This window comes from Lacihabitans sp. CS3-21 (assembly GCF_024343675.1).
In the GTDB taxonomy this organism is placed as follows: domain Bacteria; phylum Bacteroidota; class Bacteroidia; order Cytophagales; family Spirosomataceae; genus Leadbetterella.
On the sequence record NZ_RJUD01000010.1, the window covers coordinates 1 to 16,720 of the forward strand.

At 38.6% G+C, this 16,720-nt stretch carries 13 protein-coding genes and 1 pseudogene; 6 read left to right on the forward strand and 8 right to left on the reverse strand.

The genetic code is table 11. The features are described 5' to 3' along the window. A pseudogene (locus tag EGI24_RS08085) lies at positions 1-365 on the reverse strand (D-aminoacylase); the annotation flags it as partial. Between the two features lie 178 nt (positions 366-543). Here EGI24_RS08085 and EGI24_RS08090 point away from each other — a divergent pair. Both EGI24_RS08090 and EGI24_RS08095 read left to right on the forward strand, forming a co-directional pair. Continuing rightward, positions 544-876 carry a type II toxin-antitoxin system RelE/ParE family toxin gene (locus EGI24_RS08090; protein WP_255047862.1) on the forward strand — a complete coding sequence of 111 codons (333 nt, stop codon included), beginning with the start codon at positions 544-546 and terminating at the stop codon, positions 874-876. An 11-nt stretch (positions 877-887) separates the two neighbouring features. Beyond that, on the forward strand, positions 888-1,190 hold the full coding sequence (locus EGI24_RS08095; protein WP_255047863.1) for a HigA family addiction module antitoxin: 303 nt from the start codon (positions 888-890) through the stop codon (positions 1,188-1,190). A 17-nt stretch (positions 1,191-1,207) separates the two neighbouring features. Here EGI24_RS08095 and EGI24_RS08100 read toward each other — a convergent pair whose 3' ends face one another. The 4 genes from EGI24_RS08100 to EGI24_RS08115 all read right to left on the reverse strand — a co-directional run bounded on the left by EGI24_RS08100 (position 1,208) and on the right by EGI24_RS08115 (position 10,119). Beyond that, on the reverse strand, positions 1,208-1,375 hold the full coding sequence (locus EGI24_RS08100; protein ID WP_255047864.1) for a hypothetical protein: 168 nt from the start codon (positions 1,373-1,375) through the stop codon (positions 1,208-1,210). 185 nt (positions 1,376-1,560) lie between these two features. Then, positions 1,561-4,875 carry a VCBS repeat-containing protein gene (locus tag EGI24_RS08105; protein WP_255047865.1) on the reverse strand — a complete coding sequence of 1,105 codons (3,315 nt, stop codon included), beginning with the start codon at positions 4,873-4,875 and terminating at the stop codon, positions 1,561-1,563. 280 nt (positions 4,876-5,155) lie between these two features. Beyond that, entirely contained in the window at positions 5,156-7,012 is a 1,857-nt protein-coding gene (locus EGI24_RS08110) for a RagB/SusD family nutrient uptake outer membrane protein (RefSeq protein WP_255047866.1), read from the reverse strand. Between the two features lie 5 nt (positions 7,013-7,017). After that, positions 7,018-10,119, reverse strand: a complete 3,102-nt coding sequence (locus EGI24_RS08115) for a SusC/RagA family TonB-linked outer membrane protein (RefSeq protein WP_409035473.1) — start codon at positions 10,117-10,119, stop codon at positions 7,018-7,020. A 478-nt stretch (positions 10,120-10,597) separates the two neighbouring features. Here EGI24_RS08115 and EGI24_RS08120 point away from each other — a divergent pair, with 478 nt between their 5' ends. From EGI24_RS08120 to dtd, 4 genes are all read left to right on the forward strand, one after another. After that, a complete protein-coding gene (locus EGI24_RS08120) occupies positions 10,598-11,602 on the forward strand; it encodes a LacI family DNA-binding transcriptional regulator (protein WP_255047867.1) in 1,005 nt (334 codons plus the stop codon). A gap of 61 nt (positions 11,603-11,663) precedes the next feature. Then, positions 11,664-12,872: a cytochrome c family protein gene (locus EGI24_RS08125; RefSeq protein ID WP_255047868.1), complete on the forward strand. Its 1,209-nt coding sequence runs from the start codon at positions 11,664-11,666 to the stop codon at positions 12,870-12,872. 109 nt (positions 12,873-12,981) lie between these two features. Continuing rightward, on the forward strand, positions 12,982-14,340 hold the full coding sequence (gene mgtE / locus EGI24_RS08130) for a magnesium transporter (protein ID WP_255047869.1): 1,359 nt from the start codon (positions 12,982-12,984) through the stop codon (positions 14,338-14,340). Position 14,341: 1 nt separating this feature from the next. Beyond that, positions 14,342-14,794, forward strand: coding sequence for a D-aminoacyl-tRNA deacylase (gene dtd / locus EGI24_RS08135; protein WP_255047870.1), 453 nt, complete (start codon positions 14,342-14,344; stop codon positions 14,792-14,794). 79 nt (positions 14,795-14,873) lie between these two features. Here the strand turns inward: dtd and EGI24_RS08140 are convergent, their stop codons facing one another. The 3 genes from EGI24_RS08140 to EGI24_RS08150 form a co-directional block, all read right to left on the reverse strand. Further along, on the reverse strand, positions 14,874-15,182 hold the full coding sequence (locus EGI24_RS08140; protein ID WP_255047871.1) for a rhodanese-like domain-containing protein: 309 nt from the start codon (positions 15,180-15,182) through the stop codon (positions 14,874-14,876). Between the two features lie 12 nt (positions 15,183-15,194). Further along, the gene (locus EGI24_RS08145) at positions 15,195-15,977 is read right to left on the reverse strand and encodes a PASTA domain-containing protein (RefSeq protein ID WP_255047872.1); all 783 of its coding nucleotides are present in this window, start codon (positions 15,975-15,977) and stop codon (positions 15,195-15,197) included. Between the two features lie 131 nt (positions 15,978-16,108). Further along, positions 16,109-16,705, reverse strand: a complete 597-nt coding sequence (locus EGI24_RS08150; RefSeq protein ID WP_255047873.1) for a riboflavin synthase — start codon at positions 16,703-16,705, stop codon at positions 16,109-16,111. Positions 16,706-16,720 lie beyond the last annotated feature (15 nt).

The window sequence follows — 16,720 nt, forward strand, 5'->3', positions numbered from 1 at the left end:
ATGGAATCCGTCAACGGACCCATGGAATCGCCCTCGCCCATGACTTCGAGCGTAATGCCTTGCATAATGTCACTCATGGAGCGACCGTCGTGTATCAAACTCTCGGTAGCCCAACTTAGCATATTTACAAAACCTGGAGCCACCGCCAAGCCTTTGGCATCAATCGTTTCCAAGCTTGCCGTTTCGCTGGACAAATCCCCAATAAACGCTATCGTATCGTTTTTGATACCAATATCGGCCATAAAAGGGGCTTTTCCATTGCCGTCATACACCATACCATTTTTGATAATCGTATCGTATTTTGGGCTTTTTTGGCAGGAGATAGTGGTTAAAAGTGAGAAAAGGGCAAGCAGGGTTAATCTCATGGGTGATTTTTTTGTTGAAATTAATAAAAAAATGGTTTCTAGCTTAGATTTAAACCTTAAGGTAAGGGGAATTTGATTTTTTATCGCAAAGACTAAATAGAAAGCCGCAGCAGGTTTAAAAGCTGATAATTAAGTCGCTGTGATACTCCGTGGTAAATAAGTGATTGAAATTTTGAAAATGAAAAGTGTAAACTATATCTTTACAGCAAGTATTAAATTTATGATTAAATCCATTCAGCATAAAGGCTTAAAGCATTATTGGACAAAAGGTGATAAAAGTAAATTACCTTCTAAAATGATGGCCAAAATAGAAAGAGTGCTCAATTTAATCGATTATTTAGAAAAAGTACCTGGCGATTTAGAGAATTTAACTTTTTTAAAACCACATCCATTGAAGGGTAATTTGAAAGGATTCTGGGCAATGCAAATTACTGGGAATTGGAGAATAATTTTCAAATTTGACAATAATACTCGGGAAGCAACTGAGGTAGATTTGGTTGACTATCATTAATAATTTACAAAATGGAACGACATAAAAAAACAAACATTCATCCAGGAATAATTTTGAGGGAGGACATTCTCCAACCAGCAGAATTATCGGTAAGCGAAGCTGCAAATTTGTTACAAGTTTCAAGAGTTACACTTTCAAAAATATTAAATGGCTCAGGATCGATTACTCCAAATATAGCTTTGAGAATCGAAGCTGTTTTTGGTGGAAATGCCGATTTTTGGCTTAGAATGCAACGTGGCTACGACTTATTAGAAGAGAAAAGCCGTTTTGAACTAAATCCTCCAAATTTGAAGCCTTTTTTGAGGGTGGGGTAGGATTGTGACTAAACTTCTTATATAAGTGCTATCGTGTCGTTTTTGATACCAATATCGGCCTTAAAAGGGGCTTTTCCATTGCCATCATACACCAATCTATTTTTGATAATGGTATCATATTTCGGGCTTTTTTGGCGGGAGATAGTGGTTAAAAGTGAGAAAAGGGCAAGCAGGGTTAATCTCATGGGTGATTTTTTTGTTGAAATTAATAAAAAATTGGTTTCTAACTTAGATTTAAAAAGGAAAGGTCTCTGAGTTTGATATTTTATCGCAAAGACTAAATAGAAAGCCGCAGCAGGTTTAAAAGCTGATAATTAAGTCGCTGTGAAACTCCATGCAAAACTCTGAGATACTCCGTGGTAAAAAAAACTCACCACCCAGCCCCCACTACCTTCCCACCATTCACCCCAAATAAAACTTTATTATCAAACACCAAAGAACTCCTCACATCTCCCCAAATTTTAAGTCCAGAAAGCGTTTGTGGAATGTAGGTAAAACCGCCCTTGCCATTTCCTTGGAGTAGGGTACCGTAGTTGGCGTCAAATTTTCCTAGTCGGAGTTTTGCGTAACTGTTGTTGCCTGTCAGGAGTAAGTCTTGGTGGCCATCTTGGTTATAATCTATTATGGCTATGCTATTTACAGACGAATATTGGGCTTGTAGCGGCAGTTGGCTTTCTTGGTATTTACCGTCTTTTCCACTCAAAAATAGGGTAGTGGCCATGTGGTTGGCTTCCAAGTGTTGGGCATCATTGAGGTCGTCGTTTTTGAATATTTCGGCCATGATTACCTTTGAAAAGCTCTCAAAATTGGTGTAATTGGGCTTTAGGTAAGGCAATTGGTTGAGCAATTCATCTCGGGTTACAAAAGGGTAGCTTTTCCCTTGAATGTAATAGCACAAAATGGGGTCAATTGAGCCGTTTTTGTCAAAATCTTTGGCATACATTTCTACAGGTTGGTCTTTGGAGGCTCCAAATTGCGTGTTGAGGCCCATATTTCCTATCAAAATATCCGGTTTTTGGTCTTGGTTAAAATCTCCAATGGCTATTTTATTCCACCATCCGGCATATTTTTGGTCGAAATAGTCTTCAGTGGTATTTTCGAAAGCCTGGCCTTTAAGCTGGAGAACAGTTAGCGGAACAAACTCACCTACCAAAAGGAGTTCATTGGTTTTGTCTGCATTCAAATCTACCCAAACGGCATCGGTAATCATACCGATATTGGCCAATTCTGGACTGTAAGCCTTGGTTAGGTCCGTAAATCCGCCCTTTTTGTTGTTGATAAGTAAATAACTACCCGGACTTTGCGGGTATTTGCCAGGTGTAAAACGCGTGCCCACAAACAAATCTAAAAAGCCATCTTTGTTGATGTCGTTTACCCGAACACAAGATTTACTACCTGATAGTTTTGGAAATGCAGCACGTGCGAAAGTGTTATTTCCCTGATTTATATACAGTCGGTCTTGCAATAAACTATCGTTTTCGGCCAATTGGTGGTAGCCACCACTAACTATCAAAATATCGTTTTTCCTGTCATTATTTGCATCAAAAATGACAATATCTCCGTCGTTGAAAGCCTTGTCTTTCTCAAAAATAGCCATGTTTTGCTTCTGGAATTTCCCGCCTTTCTGTTGAAAATATATGGTCGTAGCTTGATTTTTCCCTCCACCAATGGCTATATCTTCTAATCCATCAGCATTCAGGTCACCTTTGGTCATGCAGGGTCCTGAGTAGGAGAGTTGGCTAGGCAAAAGCAGCTGACGCTCAAAGTCGTTCACATTTTCTATTTGATGAACAAAGTCGATTCCTGAGGAGGCATCTTTGAAAATTGGACTTGAAGTTTTTTCGAATCTGTTTATTTTAAGTTTAGCATCTGTTTCGTTCAAAGTAAACGTTTGATTGGCTTTGGTTTTACCGATTTTTTGTGAAAGACCACTGTTCCAAGTTACGACGATGGAATCTACTTCGTTGGCTTTTCCCAATCCAAAATGTAGAATTGGAGAAACCGAAGACAAATAGCCTCGACTCAAATACTGCTCACTTTGCTGTACTTTTCCTTTCACGAATACCTGAACCGTTGCACCTATACCCAAAGTATTTTGTTGACTTCCTTTTAGGTTTATTTTAAGATAGTTAGCGGTTTTGTTGGCTTCGTTTTGGTATAAAAACACGGGTTGGTTGATGTTGTTGATAAGTAAATCCAAGTCACCATCATTGTCAAAATCGGCATAAACCGATCCGTTGGAGTTGGAAGCTCGCTCCAATCCCCAGTTTTTGGTTTGGTTTTTAAAGGTCAAATCGCCTTTGTTCTTGAAAATATAGTTGGATACATTGGAGGCAGGCATTTGTTTGATGATTTCCAAAACATCTTCTCGCTGCAAGCGGCCTTTCATGGCCACGTAGTTTTCCATGTATTTGATAAAATCGAGGTTGGTGTAGTCTCTTAAGTAGCCGTTACTCACGAATAGGTCTTTCCAACCGTCATTGTCATAATCTGCTAAAAGAGCAGACCACGACCAGTCTGTATTGGATACCCCAGCGAGTTGTCCAATCTCCGAAAAGGTGCCGTTTCCGTTGTTGAGGTGTAGCATGTTTCTCATGTATTGGTAGTAAAAACCACTTCGTACATTTTGCTCGAATTTTGCGAAATTGTCGGGAGCTAAAAGTAATTTCTGTCGGGCATTGTCTTCTGGCAACATGTCGAGCGTGAACACGTCGTTGTGGCCGTCGTTGTTGATGTCTGCAATGTCATTTCCCATCGAAAACTGACTAGTATGGCCCATTGAAGTGGACAACTGATTGGTGAAGGTGCCGTTTTTGTTGTTGATGTACAGGTAATCGGGAACGGAATAGTCGTTAGAAACATAAAAATCTGGCCATCCATCGTTGTTGAGATCTGAAATACCTAATCCTAGTCCATAACTCAATTCAGAGCCACTTATTTTAGCTGCTTGCGTTTGATCTTGGAATTTGCCACCGTTGTTTTTATAGAAGCGTAAGCCCATTTCTGGACTATCCACTTTCAACATTGCGGCTGTACCTGTTTCATTTAGTAATGGAAGGTTTTTGGGATTATGATTCAACATCAATGCATCCAAATCTCCATCTTTGTCATAATCAAAAAAGTAGGCTTGGTTGCAATATCCTGCGTGATTCAAGCCAAATTCGGCTGCTTTTTCTTCAAATAATGGTGTTCCTGATGCATCATTTCCTTTGTTGATAAACAATTGATTAACACGTTTTTCGGCTGGTAAACTTCCTGAATAACTCAAGTAAATATCCATTTTACCATCCGCGTTTATATCTACTGAAGTTACACCCGTTTTCCAGGGGCCAGGCCTTCCACCGGCACCTGATTCTATCGTATAATCTTCAAAACGCATTTTTCCACGATTGAGATATAATTTGTTTTCGCCCATGTTGGACACAAAATACACATCCAGTAGTCCGTCATTGTTGTAATCAGCCGTGCTAACTCCAGCACCATTGTAGAAATACTCATACATCAAAATGTTAGTATTGGGGCCTTCCTCTAAGTTGTTTTGAAAACTTAAGTTGGTTTGTTCATTGCTCAATAAAGTAAATAGGGGTGAACCTTCAGATTCTGAGGTACTTTCGCCTTCATTTTTGCATGAACATAAAGAACAGATGATGGCTATAAATGAATATTTTAAGAATTTTAAGGTCATGGTTGATTGGTCAAAAACAAGAAGTTAAATTATTGAATATAAGTATTATGTAAGTTTGGTTAGTGTATTTCTTTGTGGAACTTTGTGAAATTTCTTTGTGTCTTTTGTGGTATGGCTTTACTCAAAATCTTTTCAATACGTTTTTTTTTAACGAAACCAAGATTCTAATTTCCAGGTTAAATCTATTCCATTGACATTTTGTTTTAAGATTCTTTTTCAAAAAAAAACTATCCCAAAAATAGGGATAGTTTTCCGTTTCCATCAAGTGATTGAATAAAAATTAATAACCAGGGTTTTGAATCAATTTATTATTCCTGTTGATTTCATCGCGATGAATCGGTAGGAAATAAATTTTATCATCCCAGTTACGGTTCTCTTTACCCGGGTCAATTTTTCCTACAGTGTAAGAATAATTGTAGTTTTCGGGATCATATTTGTAAACAGCTACTGTTTTACCAGGTTTTAGCGTTCCTTTTACATTTATAATACTTGCCTTACGGCCCAATGTTTGTGCTGGAATCATCCAACGACGAGCATCATGGTAGCGTTGCTCTTCAAATACCATTTCTACTCTACGCTCGTTTCTATAACGATCTCTAAGGGCTGTTCCAGTTTCGGTTATAGCTGGCATACCTGCTCTAAAACGTACTTTGTTTAACCAAGTTTTGGCTTCAGTTTCCTCGCCTAACTCTATACAGGCTTCCACATAGTTAAATATGGCTTCCGTGTAACGTAAGAATGGCCAAGGTATTTGTTGCCAAGAGTTTTGGTCAACAATAGCTGGACTTGGGTTTGTAAATTTACGCATGTAGTATCCAGTGTAACTTCCGTTCCAGTCTTCAATTGTACTTTTACGTGTATCTAAGCCAAAATGTGTTTTCTTAACACCACCTGGATTTACTTCATACTCTCCTGTTTGAATCTGGTTAGCAGGGTCCAACGGTGCAGCAGATGCCGAACGCGGTTTCCAAGGAGAACCTTCATACATGATGGTAGCTTTCATCCTTGGGTCTCTGTTGGCATAAGGATTAGACGCATGCTCAGGTTTTGACCAGTCAAATTTACTTCCGTCCATCATTTCATAATCATCTACAAGCTCCTGAATCGGTGTATTACCTGCCCAGTTGTTGTAACCGTTTGGTCCGTTGAAAAGGCCAATTCTACCGCCATCTTCGTTTTTAGTTGGTATAAAATATCTACCAAAAATCATTTCAGATTGACCGCCATTTTGTGAAAGCGACTGATTCATGTAATTGGCTGTACCTACTTCAGCAGAAACTGGTGCCGTAAGATTGGTTTGAAAACCAAATCCAGAAAGGTCCAAAACAGCTTTAGCCGCTGCTTTGGCTTTTTGCCAACGATCAGCACGACTACCAGAAACATATCCTACCAATTGAGGCGTTGCATAGGAGGCCAAAGCCTTTGATTTTACTTTCGCTGTTGGAATGTCGGCCATATCGCTGGCTGCATAAATCAACACTCTTGATTTAAGAGCTAGAGCTGCAGCTTTCGTAGCTCTACCTTTTTGTAAAGATTTACCATCCAATTTTGTAGCGGCTTCATCCAAATCTTTGATAATGAAATTTACACATTCTTCGTAAGTATTTCTAGCTCCCAAAAAGTCTGAGTCATTCAAAGAAAAAGCTTTGTCAACAATAGGCACACCACCGTAATATCTCAACAACTGATGATAGTAATAGGCTCTCATAAATTTAGACTCCCCTATTAATCTATCTACTATGTTGTTGGTATTAGGAAACTTTGGAGCAGCCAAGTTTTCCAATGCCAAGTTGGCAGCTCTGATTCTCTGGTACATGTTTACCCATGAAAGCGTGCCATTTATCCAACCTGGATCCGCTGGGTTTATTCTGCCCTCGGTGTGTGTCGTAATGTTACGACCTGGGTGGGTAAATATGGCTTCATCAGTAAGTGAGGCCAACATTTGCTCATTAAAACCACCTACGCCAAGGCCACCATAAAGCTCACTTACAAAAGCCTCTGCGAGTGAAGCATCGCCCCAAACCACTTCTTGCGAAAGCTGGTCGAGCGGAGTTGTATTTACAAAGTCGTCGTTGCAACCTGTGGCAAAAAACGAAACTGTAAAGAGTGAAATTATTATTTTTTTATACATTTTCATTTTCATTAAAATTTAATATTCAATCCCATGTTCATAACTCTCGACTGAGGATAGTACTGTCCAGTAGTACTTGCAGTTTCAGGGTCAAAAACCTTCAATTTGTCAACAGTGAAAACGTTGATACCACTAACATAAATTCTGGCACTACTTGATCCGATTTTTTTAGTCAAAACTTCAGGTAATGAATAACCCAATTCGAAGTTTTTCAAACGGATGTAATCTGAACTTCTTAACCAGTAAGTATTGTTGTTTGAATAATACTGATCAGAACGGTTGGCTATTCTTGGATGTACGCTAGATGGATTGTCGATTGTCCAACGATCTTCATACATGTCTAACAAATAGTTGCCTATGTTACCCATTTCACCAGCCGACACGTATTGTTTGGCACCTGCAGCACCTTGGATCAAAATAGTCAAGTCAAAGTTTTTGTATTGTCCACCCAAATTGATACCACCTTGGAACATTGGCAATGTCGTATTGTCAGTTCTTACTTGGTCATCAGGAGTTATTTTGCCATCACCATTGTAATCTTGGTACTTCATATCTCCAGGTCTCAAAGTTTTCACAATTGCTGAATAATCAACAGTTCTAGCATCAATATCAGCTTGGTCTTTGAAAACACCATCGTACAAGTAAGCCATAAAGGTATTCATAGGTTTACCAGTAGTTCTTTGCCATTCAGGTGCACCCGGTGCCTCATCCCAGAATTCTATCTTGTTTTTGGCATAGCCACCATTTACACTTACGTTGTATTTGAAGTCGCCTTTTCCACCTCTATAACCAATGTTAAAGTCGAAACCTTTGTTTGAAACCTCTCCTATGTTTTGAGCAGGTAAAGTAATACCAGTTGATTGAGGAACTGATGCATTTTTAAACCAAAGGATTTTCGAACGGTAGTTAGAGAAATAATCCATTTCGAAGAATACTTTTCCATTCATCAACTGACCCTCCAAACCTACGTTTGAATTGGATGCCACCTCCCATGTGATGTTTTCGTTTGGAAGACGAGTTTCAAACAAGGTTTTTTGCTCGGCATCTCCCAATATATAGCTTCTGAAACCATAAGTTGAAAGATACTGATAGGTAGCTGGAGTTGATGAGTTTGGTAAGTTAACTTGGTCATTACCCAATTGTCCCCATGAACCTCTCAATTTCAAGAAACTGAAAACGTTTTGTTCTTTCATGAAATTTTCTTCAGATACAACCCATCCAGCCATAAATCCAGGGAAGAAACCATAACGGCTTTTTGCAGGGAATCTATCAGAACCGTCATATCTCCAAAGGAACTCTGCCAAATACTTTTCTTTGTAGTTATAGGCCATTCTACCAAAGTAATTGATACGTGCAGTTTCAAATCCGCCTCCGCTGTTGGTTCTTTCTAAGTCGCCTCCAGCAAACATTTGATCCAATGCTGGTGAAATGAAGTACCTTCTGAAAGCACTGAAGTTGTTACCATCAATAGTCTCACGGTTCATACCTGCCAATGCTGTTATACCGTGCACACCAATTTGTTTTTCGTATGATACTACACTTCCAAGTAGAATATTTAGTTGGTCTTCGTAAAATTCATCCAAGCGAGGTTCAGCTGGTCCTCTTTTACTTGCAACAAGCTTAGGAGTTGTTCCATCGGCTTCAAAACCTGAGCCTTGTTGATACAGAGTCCAAGGAATTTGCCATAATTTTCTGAAAACAGTCTTTTTATCTACGGCTGCAGTTCCAGTCCATTTCAGGCCATCGATCCATGGGATTTTGACATTTATCGATCCATTCGTTTGAATATAATCGTCTTTCTTTTTGTCGTATCCCGAAAGATCGGTAGTGATCACAACAGGATTTTCACCATTTTCGATATCCGGACCAGGTAATCCGTTTGGCCAAAAAGCTTGCTGTTGAGGCTTACCTCTCATTTGCATTCTAAAGATCGCTCCTGCACTTCTCGTTGGATAGTTTCTAACTTCCTCTCTTGCCAATAAACCTACATTCATATCAACATATTTGTTGATTTTAGCGTCCAGGTTCAAACGAATATCATACTGTTGGTAGCCTGTCGCAGACTTTTTATAGAAACCATCTTGATTTTGGTAACCCAATGAGGCCAAATATTTAACTGCCTCTGTACCTCCAGATATTTGAAGGTTGTGTTGTGTTTGAGGCGACCAATTCTTAAGTGTAGCCCCATACCAATCCGTATTTGGATATAACCAAGGATCTGAGCCATCTGCGTATTTTTGGATGTCGGTAGGTGAGAAAGGTGCCTTTCTTGTTGTTCCATCTGGGCGTGTATAAGTTCCAGTACTCTTATAAGCGGTATTGGCCGCTGCCCACTCTGTTGTTGGCAATCCATAAATATCCAAATCGTTCAACATACCCACATATTGAGCCGCATTGGTCAATTTTGGAATAACTGTTGGCTGAGAATACCCTTGGTTGGCAGAGTATGCCAACTGTGGCTTTCCTGTTTTACCTCTTTTGGTAGTAATCAATATTACACCGTTTGCAGCTCTAGAACCATAAATGGCAGCCGAGGCATCTTTCAACACCGATACACTTTCAATGTCATTCGGATTGATACGATCTAAACCACCCGCTCTGTTTGGTATACCATCTACAACGATCAATGCATCTCCGTTATTCAAGGTGTTAGAACCACGAATTCTGATCGCAGATCCGTCAGCACCAGGCTCACCGCTACGGTTAACTGCTACTACACCAGCCATACGACCAGCGATAGAGTTACTGAGGTTTACTACTGGCGATTTTACCAATTCCGACCCTTTTACAGATGCAACAGAACCCGTTATGGTTTCCTTTTTTTGCGTACCATAACCCACCACCACAACTTCGTTGAGGCTGCTTACGTCTGGCGTTAGTGTTACGTTGATAATTGAACGACTGCCCACCACTTCTTCAAGGCCAGCATAACCCACAAACGAAAACACCAAAATTGCTGCATCGCCTTTTACGTTTACCGTAAACTGACCGTTTACATCAGTAATAGCACCGTTCATGGTACCTTTTTCGGTTACCGTTACACCAGGTAACCCTGATCCTGTTTCGTCACTTACTTTACCTTTAATTTCTTTGGCAAAAGCCATAGAACTCATCAAGGCAACAATAAGTAAACTAAGCGAGAATTTGGAAATGCCTTTGCCCAGTTTCCAAGGGATAGAAAGCACTCCATTTTTTTTGAGTAATTGTTTCATCATCATAGACGAATGATTTAAATGGTTGAAAAAAAAGAAAATTATAGACCGAAATATTTGGCCAATGAATGCAGCAGAACACCAGTTTTAAGGTATAAAACTAGCAGGTTTTTTTTCTGGGATGCGATGCAATAGTTTAATCTATTAAGGTCAGTAGTCAAAATTACAAAAAATATGAGGTTTGAATTTGCTTAAAAAAATTATATTAAATCATGAAATAGTAAAATATGCGTTTTTGTGCCTTTAAGAATGTTTTTTTAGTATTTTTATTGAAATGCAAATGTTTGCATAATTTTTTTATTAATTTTATAGACACAATTGTCTTATTGATATTCACAATTGACTTAAATCAACCTATTTTATAAAAAAAACCTGAGAAATGAAAAGTGAAATAAATATCAAAAGCATAGCAGAAGCACTGAGCGTTTCTATCTCTACGGTCTCTAGGGCATTGCAGAACAATCCTAAAATAGGTTTAAAGACAAGGGAATTGGTTTTAGAAAAAGCAAAGGAATTGAAATATGTGCCTAATCCCGCTTCCATGTTTTTGAAAGGAAAGAAAATGTTTGTCATCGGAATCATCGTTCCAGCTCTTGATGAAGAATTTTTCACAAAAGTGATCAATACTGTTGAGGATTTTTTTGAGAAGCAAGGCTACCAAGTTTTTGTCTTTCAAACCCGCAACGATATGAAACGACAAGACAATGCCCTAGAACTTATGCTCAAATACCGAGTTGATGGATTATTGGTTTCTTTGGCAGGAAATACAACGGATTACTCAAAGTTTAAAAAGGTGGAGGATTTTGGAATTCCAGTAGTTTTCTTCGACAGAGTTCCTCGTTCATACAAATCGCACAAAATTAAATGCGACATTCAAAAAGGTGCTGTGGATGCCATCGGATTTTTGAAAGACCTCAATTGCAAAAGAATAGCTCTCATAAATGGCCCTTCAAATCTTGATGCCTCCGACGAAAGATTAAATGGTTACCTTTTGGGATTACAAAAAAACAATATAAGAAGCAGTCAGAGTTTGATAAAATCATGCGATTTGACAAAAAAAAGTGCAATGGCTGTTATGGAGGAGTTCCTGTCCCAAGAGAATGTTCCTGATGCGATTTTTGGATTTAATGATTATGTGGCTCTTTATGCCATGTTGGTTTGCAAAAAAAGGGGAATCGTGCCTAACCAAGAAATCAAGTTTGTTAGCTATGGCAATTTACCCATAACTTCATTGATGAGTAATCCGCCATTGGCTTCTGTAGAACAGTTTCCCGATAAAACAGGAATGGAAGCTGCACAACTATTGTTATCTATCATTGACAATAAAGTAGAAATTGATGATTATAGGGAAATGATAATTGAAACAAAACTAGTGGTACATTAGTCACATAACATAGAGGTCAAATAAATGTAATTTGCAAGCCTTCTGAACGAATGGAACAATAATGATAAAAAAATACGCACTTTTGACATTGGCATTTCTGATTTTTTCTGCTGCCATTTATTTTGTTTTGGAAAAAAACAAGGTATTTAATGAGCCGGAGGTGATACTGCCTTTGACCAAATCGTGGGAAAAAGTGGTACCTAACCAAAAAGTGCCACATGGCTTGGTCTCTTTGAAATCGGAAGATTGTGGAACATGCCACAAAGAATATTATGCCGAATGGAAAACCTCAACACATGCTCAGGCTTGGGTCGATCAGCAGTTTCAGGCCGAATTAAAAAAAGAATCCAGCCCTTTTATGTGCATCAACTGTCACATACCACTTCAAAACCAGCAAGAGTTTATTGTAAAGGGACTCATAAACGGAGATATTTATAAACCCGTAAAAGAAAAAAATCCACTTTTTGATAGCGAATTACAAAAAGAGGGTATCAATTGTGCCAGTTGCCATGTTAGAAACAATGTCATTATTGGTAGTAGTGGAAGTACATTAGCTCCACATCCAGTAAAAAAAGATCCCATTCATTTGTCTGAAACGCTTTGCATTTCTTGTCACAATGCCAACGCCGTGGTTACGCCCACTTTGGCATGTACATTTCAGACTGGCGACGAGTGGAAAGCAGGGCCGTTTTATGGGAAGAAAAACTGCATAAGTTGTCATATGCCAGAGACGCATCGTTCATTAATGGAAGGTTTTCCTGCGAAAAAGAGTCATTTTCATAATTTTCCTGCATCTGGTATTCCCAAGCATGACACTTTAAAACCTGCCATGTTGAAAAGTCTGGAATTTTACAGCAGTAATGTTAAAAAAAGCTATAAACTATCTGATACATTGAAGTTTAGCCTTACCCTAAAAAATGAACACGCTGGGCATCGTGTGCCTTCAGGTGACCCTGAGCGGTTTTTGCTGATCGACTTGGTTTTGAAAACTTCAGAGGGAAAAATTATAGCAAAAACACAAGGAAGGGTTGGGGAGTCTTGGGAGTGGTATCCTGTAGCTAAAAAACTGAGCGATAATAATTTAAATCCCGGTGAAGCCAGGTCTTACAATTTTAAACAATTATTAAACGCCAAAGGGAAGTACACTTTAGAAACCAAAGTGACGAAGCATAGAATGACCGAGGAAGCCGCCAAATACAACAAAATAGATAGTTCATATCCAAGATCAATCTCTATTTACGAAAAAAGCTATGGATTCGAAGTGAAGTAAAGAAGGTATTTCAAATATTAGATCGGGTCAAAAAACTTAAATTTTTTAAACTTTTGCTTTAAAGCCAATATTTGTCGAAATTTGCAGCCAATCAAAAAGTTTTAAAGAAATGGCGACTTTCGATTTAACCAAAGAGTACCTAGTAAGTATTGAGGAAGCCATTTCTTCTGACAATACTGAATTTTTACTTTCAGAACTCGACGAACTTTTTCCCGCCGATATTTCTTCTGTTCTTTATGAGCTGACAGGAGATCAAGCACATCAATTATTTTCTCTTTTAGACACCGAGAAAGGTGCTGAAGTTCTTTCTAATATAGAGTCTGATGATCGTAAAAAGTTCATAAAAGAACAGTTTACTGTTGAGGAAATAGCCAAATATGTAAATTTGTTTGACTCTGACGATGCTGTGGATTTACTCAACGAGCAGCCCATAGAAGTCAGAGAAAAAGTAATTGCACTTTTAGAGGACCGAGAACAAGCCCGATTTATTTTGGATTTATTACATTATCCAGAAGATGTAGCGGGTGGACTTATGCAAAAAGAATTGGTAAAAGTATTTACCAATCAAACCGTGAGCGAGTGTGTAGAGGAAATCCGCCTACAGGCAGAAAATGTAGATAAAGTTTACGCCGTTTATGTCGTAGACGCTGAGCAAAAGCTGAAGGGAATTGTGTCTTTGAAGCAAATTGTTTTGGCTAGGAAAAATACCAAAATTGAGAATATAGTTGACGATGAAATAGCTTTTGTAGATACCACACAAAGTGGTGCAGAAGTGGCTCAAATCATGCAAAAATATGATTTAGAAGCTATTCCCGTCGTTAATTCATTGGGAAGACTTTTGGGTGTAATTACTATCGACGACGTTATCGACTTTATCACCGAAAAAGCGGAGGAGGACATCCAGGTAATGGCCGGTATCACTGGTGAGGCCGAAGAAGATGACTCCGTTTGGCATTTAGCCAAAGCCCGCATCCCTTGGCTGGTGGTAGGTGTTTTTGGAAGTCTTTTGGCGGCATCAGTAATTCGTCAATTCGAAGATACCCTTGCCAGAGTTTCGGCTTTGGCCATGTTTATTCCCATTATGGGTTCTACAGGTGGAAACGTCGGGATTCAAACTTCCTCCCTTATTGTACAGTCATTGGCCGAAAAATCTGGAATTAGTATTGGGCTTTGGGAAAGGCTCTCGAAAGTTATTAGAGTGGCATTGATCAATGGATTGGTGGTAGGTGTGGTTACCGGAATATATGTTTATGCCATTGGTGAACCCGAGTTGTTTTGGGTAGTTTGTATTTCATTGTTTTCTGTGGTTATTTTGGCCTCATTTATGGGTACTATTACACCGCTGATATTAGATAAAATTGGTATAAATCCAGCCATGGCTTCTGGGCCATTTATTACAACCGCCAATGATTTGATTGGCATCGGAACCTATTTTTTGATAGCTTATTATCTTTTGCGGTTAAATTAATATGATAGCAGTTATTCAAAGAGTTACAGCATCGTCTGTTGTTATTGAAGGGCAAATCAAAGGTAAGATAAACGACGGCTTTCTGGTTTTGTTGGGTGTTTGTTTAGCAGACACCACGGAAGATGTTGAATGGCTCGCAAAGAAAATTTTGTGTTTAAGAGTATTCGGAGACGAAGAAGGGAAAATGAATAAAGACCTCAACGAAATTGAAGGTAATATACTTTTGATTTCCCAGTTTACACTTCACGCCTCTACCAAAAAAGGGAATCGCCCATCGTTCATAGAAGCTGCAAAACCCGATCAAGCAATTCCACTTTATGAAAAAATGATAGAGTTGTTGAGTGCAGGATTGGGAAAAAGAATCGAAACCGGCATTTTTGGTGCTGACATGAAAGTTTCGATTGAAAATGACGGCCCAGTTACCATAATTATTGATTCTCAGAATAAGAGATAGAAAACTTCCGATTTCTTGAAAAAAAATACGCATCAGATTTTTTTCTAATGCGTATTTTTATTTTTGTTGGCTTTGGGAATTATTCTGAAGCTCTATAAGCCAAAATGCCTCCGACTACATTGTGCACTTTTTCAAAACCTTCAGAAATTAGGTAATGCTTTGCCCTGTCACTTCTTGCTCCACTTCGGCAATGAATATAAATGTCCTTTCCTTTCATAGCTTCTAATTGATCTAGGCTATCGGGTAAATCGCCCAAAGGAATCAAGACTCCACCCAAGTTGTCTTCTTCGTATTCATCTGGATTTCTAACATCCACCAGATTAAAAGGCTCTCCACTTTCAATCATTTCACGCAACTGGTCTACTGAAATATCAAAATTTTCGTTCATTATTTTTTCTTTTTAATTTTCTATCGAATTGCTAGTACCATCCCCAGATACCCAAATATTTACGGGAGAGCCTATTTTTATTTTTTCGTCAATTCCTGCAGAAGGTTGTTGCTTAAACACCGTTCCAGCTGGTTTATCTGATAACTCATATATAATGTTACCTAAACTAAGACCTAGGCCAGAAAGCAGTATATCGGCTTCGTCTTGGGCCATTCCCACTACATTCGGCACGTCAATGCGTTGATTTCCATAGCCATCGCCTACAACAAAAGTGACTTTAGAACCTTTTGGTATTTCGTCACCTTGCTGAATTTCTCTCCCATTAACCTTTACAGCAAGTACCGTGTTTTCTTCTAAAGCTGCAATTTTTTCTTCTCCATCATAAAGAAGTCCAGAGCTAAGTAATTGATTTTGAGCACTTGATGTTGAGCGGCCAATGATATTTGGTAACTTTACCAATGGGGCTGAGGCTGCGGCTACCGTTAAGTAAATTTTACGACCTGTTTTTACGTTGGCACCAGATTTTGGATAATTGGCGATGATACTCAGAGGTTCTGCACCAGAAACAAATACACTATCGCTTATTTCATAGTCCAAGTCAGCATCATCAAGCAAATCTTCTGCGGCATCCATACTTAAACCTTTCAAATTTGGCACTTTAACGGCATCTCCATGATTGGTACTCCAAGGAAGATAAACGAAGAAAAAGCCAAAAAATAGAACCAAAATAATCGAAACTATGATGGCTAGGTGAATTAAAACGTCGGTTTTAGTATTGGTGCTGTATTTGGGCATTTTTTAGAATTTATATCAAAAGACAAAGTAATTTGTTTTTATACGAAAAACCAAATGAAGTATTTTACAAGGAAAGCAATTTAATCTCGGATTTTATGATTTACTTTTTGGTGAGAATTAGGTAGAACAAGCTATTTTACAATAAAAGGCTTATGCAATTTAGCCAAGTATTTGCCCACAATGTCAAATTCCAGATTCACTTTATCACCTTCATTCAAAGCATGCATGTTGGTATGTATCCAAGTGTAGGGAATAATGGCAACTGAAAAGCCGTTTTCTTTGGAATTAAAAACTGTCAAACTTATACCATTGAGACAAATTGAGCCTTTTTCAACCGTAATATTTCCCAAAGTTGCATCATATTCTATGTCCACTTGCCAGCTTCCGCTCAAGTCAGTTATTTTTTTACAAAAACCTATCTGGTCGACATGGCCCTGCACAATATGTCCGTCAAATCTTGCATCGGCCTTCATGCTTCTTTCCAGATTGACAAAATCACCCAATTTCAGATTACCCAAACTGGTTTTTTGTAAAGTTTCTCCTATGGCGGTCACTTGGTATTGATCCTCCTCAATATTTTCAATTGTCAAACAAACGCCATTGTGGCTGACACTTTGATCCACTTTAAATTCATTAGTGAGGGTGCTTTCAAACACAAAACTGATGTTGCTTTGGTTGGGCTTTATTTCAATTAATTTGGCTTTGCTCTCTACTATTCCTGTAAACATCTATTTCTGGTTATT

What these genes read in the sequence shown, in the direction of transcription:
- EGI24_RS08090 (WP_255047862.1), top strand. Translation starts at nt 544, where the DNA reads ATGAAAAGTGTAAACTATATCTTTACAGCAAGTATTAAATTTATGATT.
- EGI24_RS08095 (WP_255047863.1), top strand. Translation starts at nt 888, where the DNA reads ATGGAACGACATAAAAAAACAAACATTCATCCAGGAATAATTTTGAGG.
- EGI24_RS08100 (WP_255047864.1), bottom strand. Translation starts at nt 1,375, where the DNA reads ATGAGATTAACCCTGCTTGCCCTTTTCTCACTTTTAACCACTATCTCC.
- EGI24_RS08105 (WP_255047865.1), bottom strand. Translation starts at nt 4,875, where the DNA reads ATGACCTTAAAATTCTTAAAATATTCATTTATAGCCATCATCTGTTCT.
- EGI24_RS08110 (WP_255047866.1), bottom strand. Translation starts at nt 7,012, where the DNA reads ATGAAAATGTATAAAAAAATAATAATTTCACTCTTTACAGTTTCGTTT.
- EGI24_RS08115 (WP_409035473.1), bottom strand. Translation starts at nt 10,119, where the DNA reads ATGAGTTCTATGGCTTTTGCCAAAGAAATTAAAGGTAAAGTAAGTGAC.
- EGI24_RS08120 (WP_255047867.1), top strand. Translation starts at nt 10,598, where the DNA reads ATGAAAAGTGAAATAAATATCAAAAGCATAGCAGAAGCACTGAGCGTT.
- EGI24_RS08125 (WP_255047868.1), top strand. Translation starts at nt 11,664, where the DNA reads ATGATAAAAAAATACGCACTTTTGACATTGGCATTTCTGATTTTTTCT.
- mgtE (WP_255047869.1), top strand. Translation starts at nt 12,982, where the DNA reads ATGGCGACTTTCGATTTAACCAAAGAGTACCTAGTAAGTATTGAGGAA.
- dtd (WP_255047870.1), top strand. Translation starts at nt 14,342, where the DNA reads ATGATAGCAGTTATTCAAAGAGTTACAGCATCGTCTGTTGTTATTGAA.
- EGI24_RS08140 (WP_255047871.1), bottom strand. Translation starts at nt 15,182, where the DNA reads ATGAACGAAAATTTTGATATTTCAGTAGACCAGTTGCGTGAAATGATT.
- EGI24_RS08145 (WP_255047872.1), bottom strand. Translation starts at nt 15,977, where the DNA reads ATGCCCAAATACAGCACCAATACTAAAACCGACGTTTTAATTCACCTA.
- EGI24_RS08150 (WP_255047873.1), bottom strand. Translation starts at nt 16,705, where the DNA reads ATGTTTACAGGAATAGTAGAGAGCAAAGCCAAATTAATTGAAATAAAG.